At 29.7% G+C, this 12,939-nt stretch carries 13 protein-coding genes; 12 read left to right on the top strand and 1 reads right to left on the bottom strand.

The features are described 5' to 3' along the window. The first annotated feature begins 16 nt into the window (after positions 1–16). The 12 genes from LS81_RS01295 to LS81_RS01350 all read left to right on the top strand — a co-directional run bounded on the left by LS81_RS01295 (position 17) and on the right by LS81_RS01350 (position 11,176). Complete coding sequence (locus LS81_RS01295; RefSeq protein ID WP_034345003.1) at positions 17–310, top strand: hypothetical protein; 294 nt, start codon at positions 17–19, stop codon at positions 308–310. Then, the gene (locus LS81_RS01300; protein WP_081955889.1) at positions 303–1,319 is read left to right on the top strand and encodes an ATPase, T2SS/T4P/T4SS family; all 1,017 of its coding nucleotides are present in this window, start codon (positions 303–305) and stop codon (positions 1,317–1,319) included. The genes LS81_RS01295 and LS81_RS01300 overlap by 8 nt, the downstream gene beginning before the upstream one ends. A gap of 16 nt (positions 1,320–1,335) precedes the next feature. Continuing rightward, on the top strand, positions 1,336–1,704 hold the full coding sequence (locus LS81_RS01305; RefSeq protein WP_034345001.1) for a plasmid mobilization protein: 369 nt from the start codon (positions 1,336–1,338) through the stop codon (positions 1,702–1,704). A 1-nt stretch (position 1,705) separates the two neighbouring features. Further along, on the top strand, positions 1,706–3,670 hold the full coding sequence (locus LS81_RS01310; protein ID WP_034344998.1) for a type IV secretory system conjugative DNA transfer family protein: 1,965 nt from the start codon (positions 1,706–1,708) through the stop codon (positions 3,668–3,670). Between the two features lie 99 nt (positions 3,671–3,769). Further along, positions 3,770–3,964, top strand: a complete 195-nt coding sequence (locus LS81_RS01315) for a hypothetical protein (protein ID WP_034344995.1) — start codon at positions 3,770–3,772, stop codon at positions 3,962–3,964. Between the two features lie 15 nt (positions 3,965–3,979). Further along, a complete protein-coding gene (locus tag LS81_RS01320; protein ID WP_034344993.1) occupies positions 3,980–4,783 on the top strand; it encodes an ArdC-like ssDNA-binding domain-containing protein in 804 nt (267 codons plus the stop codon). Between the two features lie 206 nt (positions 4,784–4,989). Then, a complete protein-coding gene (gene ssb, locus LS81_RS01325; RefSeq protein ID WP_052096621.1) occupies positions 4,990–5,361 on the top strand; it encodes a single-stranded DNA-binding protein in 372 nt (123 codons plus the stop codon). Between the two features lie 14 nt (positions 5,362–5,375). Then, a complete protein-coding gene (locus tag LS81_RS01330) occupies positions 5,376–7,319 on the top strand; it encodes a type IA DNA topoisomerase (RefSeq protein ID WP_034344989.1) in 1,944 nt (647 codons plus the stop codon). Positions 7,320–7,329: 10 nt separating this feature from the next. Beyond that, entirely contained in the window at positions 7,330–8,421 is a 1,092-nt protein-coding gene (locus LS81_RS01335) for a hypothetical protein (RefSeq protein ID WP_138069864.1), read from the top strand. After that, entirely contained in the window at positions 8,421–8,867 is a 447-nt protein-coding gene (locus LS81_RS01340) for a hypothetical protein (RefSeq protein ID WP_034344984.1), read from the top strand. The genes LS81_RS01335 and LS81_RS01340 overlap by 1 nt, the downstream gene beginning before the upstream one ends. Next, positions 8,864–9,826 (top strand): hypothetical protein, encoded by a 963-nt coding sequence (locus LS81_RS11820; RefSeq protein WP_233715930.1) that lies wholly within the window; start codon positions 8,864–8,866, stop codon positions 9,824–9,826. The genes LS81_RS01340 and LS81_RS11820 overlap by 4 nt, the downstream gene beginning before the upstream one ends. Positions 9,827–10,003: 177 nt before the next feature. Continuing rightward, on the top strand, positions 10,004–11,176 hold the full coding sequence (locus LS81_RS01350; RefSeq protein WP_081955887.1) for a type IV secretion system protein: 1,173 nt from the start codon (positions 10,004–10,006) through the stop codon (positions 11,174–11,176). Between the two features lie 717 nt (positions 11,177–11,893). On the opposite strand, the gene pxpA is transcribed toward LS81_RS01350, so the two are convergent. Beyond that, positions 11,894–12,667 (bottom strand): 5-oxoprolinase subunit PxpA, encoded by a 774-nt coding sequence (gene pxpA / locus LS81_RS01355; RefSeq protein WP_034344982.1) that lies wholly within the window; start codon positions 12,665–12,667, stop codon positions 11,894–11,896. Between the last annotated feature and the right edge of the window lie 272 nt (positions 12,668–12,939).

Raw genomic sequence — 12,939 nt, forward strand, 5'->3', positions numbered from 1 at the left:
AATTAAGGAGATAGTTATGCAAGATGATATACAAACACAACTAAATGAGGTAGATATTCAAAAAGAGCAAAAGAGAAGTTTAGAACAAAGAGAACAAGAGTTAGAGCAAAAAACTACTAAGGCTACACAAAAAATAACAGAAATAATGGAAGCCATAAAAGCACAAAATGTAATTAATACGAAAATCAATGAAATCAATAAACAAATAAATAAGCACAAAAATAAAATAAAAAAGCTTATTGCCAAAAAAGAATTATTGGTTGAAAAATTAGAACAATATGCAAACAATCTAAAGGACTATCATGAGTAATGTAAATGTAGTGTTGGCACATAAGTTAGAAATATTAGATAAATATTTAAGACTTGAAGCAAATGAACTAATCTTTACAAGATCATGTGAGTTTTTTGTAGATTATGGTGATAGGTGGGAGAGAATTGTAGATGAAAAGCTTGATTATGAATTTTTAACAAGCTTTTTACAACAACTTGCTACACGCAGACACCAACGCTTTAATGAGAAGTATCCAAGCTTATCATGCGAATTACCACCACCTTATTTAAGATACAGAGTGCAAGCACAACATGAAAGTATCTTATTTAATAGTGATGTATCTATTTGTATAAGGATTCCAAGTAATAAACGCTTTGAGTTAGAATCCTTTAAACTTAGTGATAAGCTGATACAACAAGGTTGGAATTATGACTTAATACGACAATTTATTAGAGATAAAAAGAATGTATTGGTCAGTGGAGGCACAGGTAGTGGTAAGACTTCATTTCTAAACTCATTAATGGGCGAAATTCCAAAAGAGGATAGAGTAGTAACTATTGAGGATAGCCAAGAGTTATTTATTGAAAATGAAAATAGAACTCAAATTGCAATACCTAAAGAGGAAGGCGTATATACCTATACCACTGCTATTAATAATGCTATGAGATTACGACCAGATAGGCTATTTTTAGGTGAAATTGATATTAGAAATACATTGGCATTTCTAAGAGTTAATAATAGCGGACATGAGGGTAATCTCTCTACACTACATGCAAACAGCACAGAAGATTCTATCAATGCAATCATTACAAATTCTATGTTTAGCGGTATGAATACAAGCAGAGAGGCAATGCTAGATTATATACGAAGTGCTATTGACTATATCATACAAATTGCAAGAGTAAAAAAAGAGAGAATAATAGTAGATATTCTTAATGTAAAAGAGTATTTAAAGCCTAGCCCACAATTAAATACACAGACATATCAAAGCAGTGCTAACAACATAAAAGCAGTAAGCGACACACATGAATGGGTAAAAAGCTATTAATCATAAGGAAATAGACATGACTAAAACAAAAAGATTATGGATAAGAATTTCAAGCAGTGATTATACATTGCTTGAAAAACAAGCAGAGAAAAATAATCTTTCTAAAAGTCAATTAATACGACTTTACATTAGAAATGAAAAGATACAAAAGCTTATCACAACGCTTAATAGAAGCAATGCTATGCACCTAAAAATACTTTTAGAAATATCTCGTGTAGCAGGGAATATCAATCAAATTGCCTATCACTTAAATAGTGAAAAAATACAAAATCAAGAAGCATTTCATTTATTCTTAAAAGAGGCACAAAACACAAAAAACATCTTTGCGTTTTTTAAGAATGAATCTAAAGAACATTTAAAAGAAATATCAAACATAATGGATTAACATGCAAGAAAACAAATCAATTACACAAACCTTTCTTCGAGGCTTAACTATTATCTTAGTTTCTATACTTATGAGCATAGTAATTTACTATATAGCAAACGCATGGATATTTGATATTAATATACTTGATTATGCACAAAACTATGAGAATTTTATAATTACCATACAAAATATAGGTAACCCATATTTAAAACTCAAAGCCTATTATCCATTAGCATATAGCTTAACACCTTTTATATGTTGTATCGTATATTGGCTTATCTCTAATGAAACAATCAAAAATAGCTATGGTAATGCAAGGTTTGCTAAAGAAAAAGACTTTAAAGAAATGGGATTTAATTTAGATTCTAAGGGAGTGCAGTTAGCATGTCTTGTAAAAGGAAAAAAGCGTATTCCTATATCTACACAAAAACCACTAGCTATTCTTATTGTGGCTCCAGCAGGAACAGGTAAAACAGCAAGTATAGCATTACCTAATCTTTTTTCATTGCCTAATTCATGCTTTGTATTAGATATTAAAGGAGAGTTATTGCAAAAGAGTGCGGGGTATAGACAAAAGCACTTCAATAATAAAATTCTAGTTTTTAGCCCCTTATCTAAGGATTCTAATACAATGTTTTTTAATCCATTTGATAATAAGATTATCAAAGATATGGATTTTGTAGAACTTATGCAGTTAGCAGATCAAGTTGCAGGAACTATCTTTGTGGGAGAAAAAGGAAAAGAAAATGATCATTGGATTGTATCAGCAAAAACACTCTTTACATTTTTTGCCTTATACAATATGCAGAAATTTAAACATACAACTTTAGGAGATTTATCACAAGCACCTAAAAAAGATTATTTTGATGAATTAGAGGGACAATGGAGAAAACAAGCAGTTATTGAACCAAATGAGGAAGACGATGACGAAAGCAATCCTTTTGGAGAAGAACAAAAAGACCCGGAAGCAGATATTTTTAAGCTATGGCTACAACAAACAGCAGAGGATACAAGCCTTGATGATATTGTAAGAAATCAAGCAAGAGCCTATTCAAAATATGCAGAAAATGAATTTGCAAGTATTAAATCTACTTATGATACTTTTATGAAAGTCTTTGCTAATCCTAGAGTAGCTAAAGCAACTTCTACAATGAGTTTTGATTATGAAGATTTGAGAGAACAAAAAATAACTTGTTATGTAGTTATACAAAGTGAGGATATGGATATTCTAGCACCACTTGTTAGAATCTTAGTCGAGAGTTTTTTCAAAAAGCTAATGAAAAATGAAAATAGCGACCCAAATAAATTTATCTACTTCATCTTAGATGAATTTATTAGGTTTGGAAAAATGAGCTATTTGCTTGAAGCACCTGCATTGTGTAGAAGCTATGGATTAATTCCTATATACATTACACAAAGCTATGAGCAAATTAAAAAGTATTATGGTGATGATGATTTAAAGATTCTAAGGGCTAATGCTGCATTCCAAGTAGTATTTAGAATGAATAGCTTTGATGATGCTAAAACTTTAAGTGATATGGTAGGTGATTTCACCAGAAAGAAATTATCTATTTCAAAGGATTCTATGGCTGTTTTGAAAAAGAATAATAGTATTAGCGAGGAGGGATACAAACTTATTACCCCACAGGATATATTATCAAGCCCAGAGGGACAAGTATATGTGTTAGCAGGTGGATATTTAAACAGACCTATCAAAACACAAGCAAATCTATGGTTTAAAAACAAAGAACTAAATGGGGCAGATAAAATTCCTTATGACTTAGAAAACAAACATTTGCAAGAACATGCACAAGCAAATGCAGAAAAAAATCAAAAAGATATAAAAACAGAAAACGAAAGCACTAAAACCACGCAATTAGAACAACAAGAAATGGAGACAAACAGCAATGATATAAACAATAATGTAGAAAAACAAATAAGTAATAATATGGAATACAATCCATTCAAATATAAGGAATATTAAGATGGCATAAATATCAGAGTTAAAAAATCTCCTTCTAAGAATTATTTTAATTTTTAGAAAGAGATTTTTAATCTCTAATTTTAACACAAAGGAAAAAACATGTTTGATGTCAAAGGCATGGGTAAAAAAGAATTTGAGGTATGGCAAGAAGGACAAATATTTGCAAATATTGATGATGGAAAACTTGATATCCAATTTTCTAAAGATCAAATTGAAAATTCATTTATTATCTCAATAGATGAAATGTTTGCAATGCCACAAGATGCTATTTTTTATGAACAAGAATTAATCTAAATTAAGGAGGACAAAATGGCAAATAATGAAATTAAAGCATGGAAAGAAAGAAGTAATGAGGAAAAACAAGAAAGTATTAATCAGTATAATAAAATGATTTTTGCTACCGCCATAAAACAAGGCAAAGAATTCTGGAAAGAAGATAAATCAATAGAGCAAATCAACAAAGATATGCCTTATAATCCAAAAACAGGAGAACCCTACATAGGAATAACTTCAGCATTATTGCAAGCAGTTGCAAAAATTAATGGCTATGAAACAAATCAATTTATCACAATGAAACAGGCTAATACGTTAGGAGGTAAATTAAAACCATTAACCAATGAAAATGGACAACAGGTTATAAGCGAAAAAACAGGGAAGCCCCAATATTCACAAGGCGTGAAAATACCTCTTATGAAAACTTATGAATTAGTTCCAAAACTTAATGATAATAAACAACCAATAAAAGAAAATGGACAACAAGTCTTTGTCAAACAATATTTATCAAAGCCTACACTAGAAACAACAACACTCTACCATGTTTCTCAATTTGATAATTTAGATCATTCTAAATTCAAGGAGAAAAATATGGAAAATGTAGAAAAACTAAGGTATGAAAACAGAAATACCGCAAAAGAACCAAAAATTGAGAAGCAGTTGCACCAAATAGGTTTGCATGATAAGACAAGAATTGCATTACATGAGTATTTAAACGCTCAAAGTAAAGGCATTGATTATAAAGTTCCATTGATTGCAAAAACTAGAACTGACATGCAATTGGAAAATCAAAAACAACAAAATAAAGCCCAACCTAAGAAAAAGGGCATGGAGAGATAATTTGTGTCTTACATGATTGATATTTAAACCATGCGTAAGGAGGAAACAATGATTTAATTTTATATATTCTTTTAAGCAATAAATTCAGCTTATTTAACATATTTATACCTTTTATACATAACTACATATAGGAATGCCTATATGTTTTAAGTATTTATCAAAAGAGATAATCTCTTTTTTGCTAAATACTTTTTGAAAGGAAGCCAATGAATAAAATGATCTTGAGTGGCAATCTTGCAAATATGGTTACGAAAAAGCATCTTAATAATGGTATGTGTGTAGCACAATCTACCTTAGCGTTAAATAATGTTATAAAAAAGAAAGATGGAAGCAAAGAAAACGAAGTTTGCTATATTGACGTTATAGCATATGAAAAAATTGCAAAATTAATGTATGAATACACCACAAAAGGGACAAAAATACTCATAGAGGGGAAATTGAAACAAGATGTATGGCAAGATAATAGCGGAAACACAAAAAGCAAACATTATATCATTATTAAACGATTAGAAGTTTTAAACAACAAAACACAACAATCTAGTCAAACATCACCAACTTTCAAATCCACAAAACCATAACATAAGGAATTGACATGCAAAATTCAATCATCATCATAGAATCACCAAATAAATGTGAGAAAATAGTACATTACAGCGGAGCTAAAGTATATGCGACAGCAGGACATTTCATGCAATTAAGAAATGATGATAGTTATGTTGATTATGACACCTATGAACCACAATTCATAATGATGAAAGAAAAAGAGAAAAGCATTAATTTCATATTACAACAATGCAAAAATAAAGAAGTCTATATTGCAACAGACCCTGATAGAGAGGGCTATGCAATAGGTTATATGATTTTTCAAAAGATTAAAAACATTGCAAAATCAATCAAAAGAGCAGAATTTCATGAGATTACAAAAGAGGGTGTAGAAAAAGGATTAAAAGAAGCAAAAGATTTTAGTGCTACCAATAAAAATCTCTATGAAGCTTTCAAAGCAAGAAGTGTAGGCGATAAAATGGTGGGCTACATTATGAGTCCTAAACTTATGCAGAAATTTGGGATATATAAAAACATTAGTGTAGGCAGAGTCCAAACTCCAGCCCTAGCCTTGATTGTTAAAAAAGAGTTAGATATACAAGCTTTTAATGAAAAGCCAAAGAATGAAAGATTAAGCCATAGAGTTACAGCAAAAGCAATCATTGAAAATAATGAATATATTCTTTCAAATGCCAATATCTTTCGAGACAAAACAGAAGCACAAGAATTTTTAGATTCTATAAAGAATGAAAAGAATGCATTAATTGCAAGTATAGAATCTAAAGAAAGCAAAAAATCACCACCAAAGCCTTTTGAAGCAGTAAGCCTTATTAAAGAAGCAAATAGTAAATTAAGTTTTAGCAGTAAGGATACTATGGATTTAGCACAAAAGCTTTTTGAAAAAGGCTTAATCACCTATCATAGAACAGATAGTCAAATGTTAAGCGAGAGCTTTATTGACTATTTAGAATCTCAACTCAAACATCATGAATGGTATGAAAAAAGAGTGTATAAAGCAGGTAAGCATTCCCAAGCAGAAGCACACGAAGCTATAAGAATAACAAACCTAGATTCTGAAGTAAGCAATCTTAATGAAAAAGAACTAAAACTCTATAATCTTATTAAAGATAACAGCATGTATTCACAAGCAAAAGATTCTCTTTATCAAACAATGAAATATGAATTTAATATTTTAGGCAGAATCTTTAACTTAAATCTTAGAATACCAACATATCTAAGTGCATTTGAAAAAAACAAAAGCACTGATGATACGGAAAGCGAAGCGGATATGGTTATCGCAAATTCTATCCCAAATCTAAAAGAAAAAGATAACATAGCCATACAAGAATTTACAATCAAAGAAATTGAAGCAAAAGCACCACAAGAATATAAAGAGAGTGATTTTATACCACTACTACAAAAAGAGGGTATAGGCAGACCAAGCACCTATGCTAGTTTTGTGCCTACTTTGCTTACTAGAGAATATATCAAAATAGACAAGAAAGGCAAAAAAGAGGTTTTAGTAGCAACACAAAAAGGCATACAAGCCATTAAATACCTAGAGGATATGCAAGATAATTGGATTACAACAAGCGAATTTACCAAAAGCATGGAGGAAATACTAGATTTAATCACAGAATCTAAAGCCACCTACCTCGACTTTATAAAGCCACTACATGCAAGAATGGGCTATGCAATCCCACAAAAAAGAGAAACTAAAAAGCCTACACCAAAACAAATTGAATTAGCCACAAAAATTGCCAAAGAAAACAATATTGAGCTACCCAGTGAGGTTTTGGAATCTATGAAAATATGTAGTGATTTTATTGATCAACACAAACAAGAAAATTCACCTACAGAAAAACAACTAGATTATGCAAAAAAAATAGCAGAAAATAAAGGCATTGCACTACCAAAAGAAGTAGAAATATCTTTTAAGGCATGTAGTGAATTTATTAATAAGCATAAATCTAACACAAATAAATCTAAGTAAGGAGATAAATATGGCAGCATATGATGAAAATGGAAATATGATACAAGATACTCAAAGTGAAGAAATTATTATAGATACAGATAATAACTTTGCAGACTATGAATATGATGATAATACAGATATTATCATAGAGCAAGAGAATCAAGAGCTTAATAAAAAAGATGAAATAGCAGTAGAAACAAAACAAAAATTCGAGCATGAGTTTCATGATATAAATGAAACGCTACAACACATGCAAGATTCTAATACAAAGGATAATCATGAACTTACGCAAGATAATACAGCTAATGCAACTATACAACCCACAAATACTAAAGAACAAGAAATTGATGAAACTAAAGAAAATCATCAAAATAATAATCTTGATTTTCTCAATAAAAAAGTAAAAAAACTTGATAATCTTAACGAAAAAGATCATGAAGCACTTACAAAAACACATCGATTTGAAACAGAATTTAAAGATATAAATGAAATCTTAGCATTATCAAATCAACTCGATAATGCACTTGATAATAATCTTGAAAATAACAATAATGATAATGGGCAAAAAAGGGATACACAAGATTTACAAACAAAGCCAACTAATCTTGAAAAAGAAAAAGAAAATCTTGATAAAGCCCTTGATAATCTTGTTAAAGTAAGAAGTCTTGCAGATTTAATAAGAGCTATATACATGCTAGATGAAGCTTTGTTTGCTATTAAGGAAAAAAGACCAAAGCCTGAAAAGAATAAAACCTTGCAATTCCTAACAAAAGAAGCAAAAAAAGGCTTTAAAATAACTAAAGAATATGCAGTAATGGCAATAAATGAGATAAAGGAGTTAAAAGGTGAACTTGATGAATACATTAAAATAAGGCAAAAAGAGTCGGAAATGCAACAAAAAATATCATCACAAACAAAATCCTATAAATTAGCAATAAGCCCCAAACAAAAAGAAAGCTATGCAATGAAAATACAAAAAAACATGGAATATGTAGATAAAGAATTGCCTAACTTTAAGAAAAACTATCCAACCACTCATCAAAGAGCAAATGAAACTCTAAAAGCCTTTGAAAAAACAAAGACTAAAGAAAAAAATGCAGATAAGGTCAGGACCTTGTAATGGAGAAATTACAAAAAGCATGGGATTGTGCCATACATAAATACGATAGTGATGATACGCATGATATAAGCAATATCCTCGATATGAGTAATATGCAAACTGAATATCATGTTATTAGAGAATGTAAAGATATTTGCACCAAAGAGGAAATTATACAGATGAATAAGACAAATAATTTACAATCAAAATACAATATGGAATTAAGAGATCTGATTAACTTCTTAGAACAGAAGAAATCAAATTTCACAATTAAGCAATTTAAGCTTATGCTTGAATCCATATGGAACTTAATCAATGAGGCAAAAAGTTTTGATGTATGTATTGATGATGATTTGCATAATAGATTATCTGCGTTAGAACAAGAATATAGCACATTGTTTATTGAAAATAATAGAAAAGTGATCAGTGCAATTCAGCATAAAGAAATAAAAAAGGAGTATAAATGAAAATATCATTATCATTAAAAAGTATGATTTTAGCAGGATTGTTAAACCTAACACCAGCTTATTCAAATTTCCCAGTATTTGACTTTTCAAACCTTTCACAAGCCATTTTAGAGTATTCAGAACAAATAAAACAAATGATAATGTTTGAAAAACAACTAAAAGAATTGGGTATTGATGTGGATAGAATTAGTGGTTTTATTAGTGAAATGCAAGGTGCATGGGATTCTATTCAAAATCTTAATGAACAAGCATTAAATCTTAGTGGAATAGAATCTCTTTTAGATGATATAAAAAACGATTGTGATTTATTTCAAAATGAAAGTGAAACATTTAAAAATTTTATTAATGAGCAAAAGAAAAAGCTAAAAGGTGTAGATTCTACAACAGCATTAAAACAAGCCTGTATGAATGCCCTTGCGAATGAAGATTTCATAAAAGAAATAAAAAACAAATATGAAAATTCTGCAAAAGAATTTCTAAGAAAAGGTGATATGGATAGTTATCGCAAAGAAATTATAAAAGCACAAGAAATAAAGGATAAACGCAGACAAAATATTGCAAAAACACAAAGTGAAAGCGTTAGTAAGGTGTTAAACGCTTATAACCTTTATACAGAGGGTAGTGCTAGTAATGGTAGTAAATATAATATGCTGTATAGAAAAGATACACAAGATATGATGGGTAAAATCCAAAAGCAATTAAGTGATACAAAAATTAAAGCCATGAATGATAAAGAAAGACAAGAGGCCTTACTAAGAACACAAAGCATGATACTGCAAGTCTTAGTTTCACAATATGAAGTTATGCAAAATATGAATGCAATGTATGCAAGTATGGCGTTGGATAAAATGAAAGAAACAAATCCTAAAAAATCAGAAACAATTAAACCTGAAAAAATTGAGAAATTTCAGCGTAACAAAATAGGACAACCAGATTTCACATCAAGCTTCTTTGAATAAAAGAAAGGAATATAGTATGGAATATATAAAAGGAACAGCAATTGACATACTAATAAATTATTATCAAAGCGAAATTTCCCTGCTCGTCATTGTTATGTTTATATTCTTAATTGCAAAAATAGGTTTCTTAAGAATATTGTTTTGGCTACTTAAAAAAATACTCTAAAAAGGATAAAAATGCCGACAATAGATAAAAATAGTGGTGATTTAATAGATAAAGCCTCTCATTTAGTGAATGAAGCAGGACAGAGTATTGCTGCAACAATATTCAAGGAAGCAGCAACAATATTCAATACTTACATAGCAGGCGTTATTTTTACTTTAATTGCATGTTTTTGGGTATATAATAAGATTGGTAAAGAATGGAATAAAGAGGATTTTTACAAAGCAGGTACATGGATTATTATGTTTGTATGCTTAAAGGCAATATTTGCAAGTCCAAACAATTATCAAGGATTTTTATACTTAGTGAATTATCCTATTTCATGGTTTTATAAGGTAATTGGAGAAATAAAACAAATAGAAACTACAAATGAATTATTAGAACATTCTATTACATTTGTCAAAGGTATATGGGATAATATTAGTTTTGATGATATTCCAAATGCCTTATTGCTCACATTATTAGGTTTAATAACATTATTGGTTATATGGCTTTACATATTATTTCTTGCAATTTTTATAATAATTATAAATTTAGCATGTGCAATCATACTTGCAGTATGTCCTATTATGTTACCATGCCTTATTATTCCTAATTTTAGAGGATACTTTTTTAGTTGGTTAAAACTTTACACATCTACTGCAATACAACCCGCATTTGCAACAATTATTGCAGGTTTTATGACGAGCATGATAGTCAATCAAACAAAAAATATCATAACACAACAACAAGCAGAAAATTTTTGGAATAATCCGGCAAATGTTTCAACAGCTACAACACAAATATTTCTTATCATAATTTTATGTCTTATTGCTATAACATTATTATCTAAAATCCCACAATGGACTCAACAATTAATAGGCAGTGGAGATGGGGAACATAAGACAGGTATAGCAGGAGCAATAGCAGGTGCAGGTGCTATGATGAAACAAGGATATAAAGGCTACACTCAAGCAAGAAGCGATATGAATTATAGAACAGGTGGACAAAATAGTATTGGCAGAAGTTTGGCAAGTGGTGCATTAAGTGCAATGGGGATGAGTGGACATGCTCAAAAAATAGCAGGACAAACAAGTGGGGACAGAGGCAAATATCAAGACAAAATGCTACAATCAACTATACAAAATGGAAGTTTCACAGCTATGCCTACACCACATATAGAATCAAGCAATGCTAATAAAAAATAACATTGTATTAAATAACTAAAAAAGTGAAATTTTATTGTTATTTAATAACTTAAATATATATAAATTGGTATTAATAAATCATTTATATATTAGTTATTTATCAATATATAAACATTTTATTAATAAAATATTATTACTTATTTAATGTTAAAAAATAATTAGTTAAAACATAAAATAACATTTATCAAACATTTATTATGTGAAAAATAAATATTATATTATTGTGAATAAGAATAATAAAGATTGCTTGAAATACAATGAATGAAAAATAGAATACCATCATTATTTTTGACAAAAGAATAAAAAGGAAAAATATTATCAAATAAAAAAATAGTGAAGAGCAATGATACATAAAAAATGAAGATAAGGATTTTTACTAAACATTAAAAAAATCACCACATTACGCAATCGCAATGAAGAATTTGCATAAAGAAGTAGATAACCTTAAGAATCCTTAAAACTTAAAGTGATAAAAGTATAGCTAAAATATTTAAAAAAAGTAAATAATATATAATTAAGATTATTTTAAGTTTATTTAATTATAATACTTCACAGCATTAAAAAAATTGCCACATTATATACTATGAATTCCTACAGTTAAGGAAATTTATAGAATCTAAAATCTAATCTTTAGTGAGGTAATATAGCAGATAGCTATAATCCTCATAGATTTGCATATTTATAAGATTCACTAAAATCTGTTTTAGTTTGAAACTCTTACAAGCCATGCACTACGGGTTGTCGCACCACAATACCATTTTGCTCTAAAAGCTTTCGTGTTGCCGAGATAAGATTGAGCGCACCAGCTGTATCACTATGAATACATACAGAATCAAAATCTACCTCGATAGTTTTACCCGTAACACTCGTCACCGTGCCTTCTTTACAAGCTTGTAATACTTTATTTGCGATTTCATCTGGTGTATAAGCCCTAGCACGTCTTACCATGACAAGTTGCCCATCATCACCATAATCCCTATCACCATAAAACTCTCGCACATAAGGGTGCCCCAACTCTTTTGCAACATCACATGTGACTGTCCCTTCCATGCAGTAAATAGGCAGTTTAGAATCTATTTTCTGCAAAGCCTGTATCAATTGCGTAGAAAATTCCCTATCTTTGGAAGCATGGATATATAGATAGCCATGTGGTTTAAAATGATGGAGGCTACCCCCTTCAATTCCAATAAATTCGCGTAATGCTCCAAGCTGATAGATACAATCATTTACCAACTCATCTGGTTTTGCGATAATAAGTCTTCTACCAAAGCCAACTAAATCCCTAAAGCCTGGATGTACACCGATAGCAACATTATTTTTTATCGCCTGCTGAACTGAATGTCGCATAATGTTTGGATCGCTTGCATGAAATCCTGCTGCAATATTGCAACTGCTAATAAGTGGCATGATCTCATCATCAACACCATCACCAATAACCCATGGACCAAAGCATTCGCCCATATCACTATTAAGATCAATTTCTTTTTTCATGGTTATTCCTTACAATAAATATTACATGATTCTCATGCTACAAACATGAATACTCTTAAAGTATAAGACAAAATGAGATAAAAGCAAAAAACAGCATAATTTTTCAATAATAGTTGTCTTATGCGTTACACAACGGCACATGTTTATATTACTTTTATAGTAATTAAAATGATAAATAAATAATTAATCTTATAACTTTTGATTATATGTTACCTTATGCAACAATAAGATATATTTGGTGGTTATATAAGTATTTTTTCAGACTATTTTTT

This window comes from Helicobacter trogontum (assembly GCF_000765905.2).
GTDB lineage: Bacteria > Campylobacterota > Campylobacteria > Campylobacterales > Helicobacteraceae > Helicobacter_A > Helicobacter_A trogontum.

Coding starts and splice junctions, on each gene's coding strand:
- LS81_RS01305 (WP_034345001.1), top strand. CDS start 1,336: ATGACTAAAACAAAAAGATTATGGATAAGAATTTCAAGCAGTGATTAT.
- LS81_RS01310 (WP_034344998.1), top strand. CDS start 1,706: ATGCAAGAAAACAAATCAATTACACAAACCTTTCTTCGAGGCTTAACT.
- ssb (WP_052096621.1), top strand. CDS start 4,990: ATGAATAAAATGATCTTGAGTGGCAATCTTGCAAATATGGTTACGAAA.
- LS81_RS01350 (WP_081955887.1), top strand. CDS start 10,004: ATGCCGACAATAGATAAAAATAGTGGTGATTTAATAGATAAAGCCTCT.
- LS81_RS01320 (WP_034344993.1), top strand. CDS start 3,980: ATGGCAAATAATGAAATTAAAGCATGGAAAGAAAGAAGTAATGAGGAA.
- pxpA (WP_034344982.1), bottom strand. CDS start 12,667: ATGAAAAAAGAAATTGATCTTAATAGTGATATGGGCGAATGCTTTGGT.
- LS81_RS01300 (WP_081955889.1), top strand. CDS start 303: ATGAGTAATGTAAATGTAGTGTTGGCACATAAGTTAGAAATATTAGAT.
- LS81_RS01315 (WP_034344995.1), top strand. CDS start 3,770: ATGTTTGATGTCAAAGGCATGGGTAAAAAAGAATTTGAGGTATGGCAA.
- LS81_RS01295 (WP_034345003.1), top strand. CDS start 17: ATGCAAGATGATATACAAACACAACTAAATGAGGTAGATATTCAAAAA.
- LS81_RS01340 (WP_034344984.1), top strand. CDS start 8,421: ATGGAGAAATTACAAAAAGCATGGGATTGTGCCATACATAAATACGAT.
- LS81_RS01335 (WP_138069864.1), top strand. CDS start 7,330: ATGGCAGCATATGATGAAAATGGAAATATGATACAAGATACTCAAAGT.
- LS81_RS01330 (WP_034344989.1), top strand. CDS start 5,376: ATGCAAAATTCAATCATCATCATAGAATCACCAAATAAATGTGAGAAA.
- LS81_RS11820 (WP_233715930.1), top strand. CDS start 8,864: ATGAAAATATCATTATCATTAAAAAGTATGATTTTAGCAGGATTGTTA.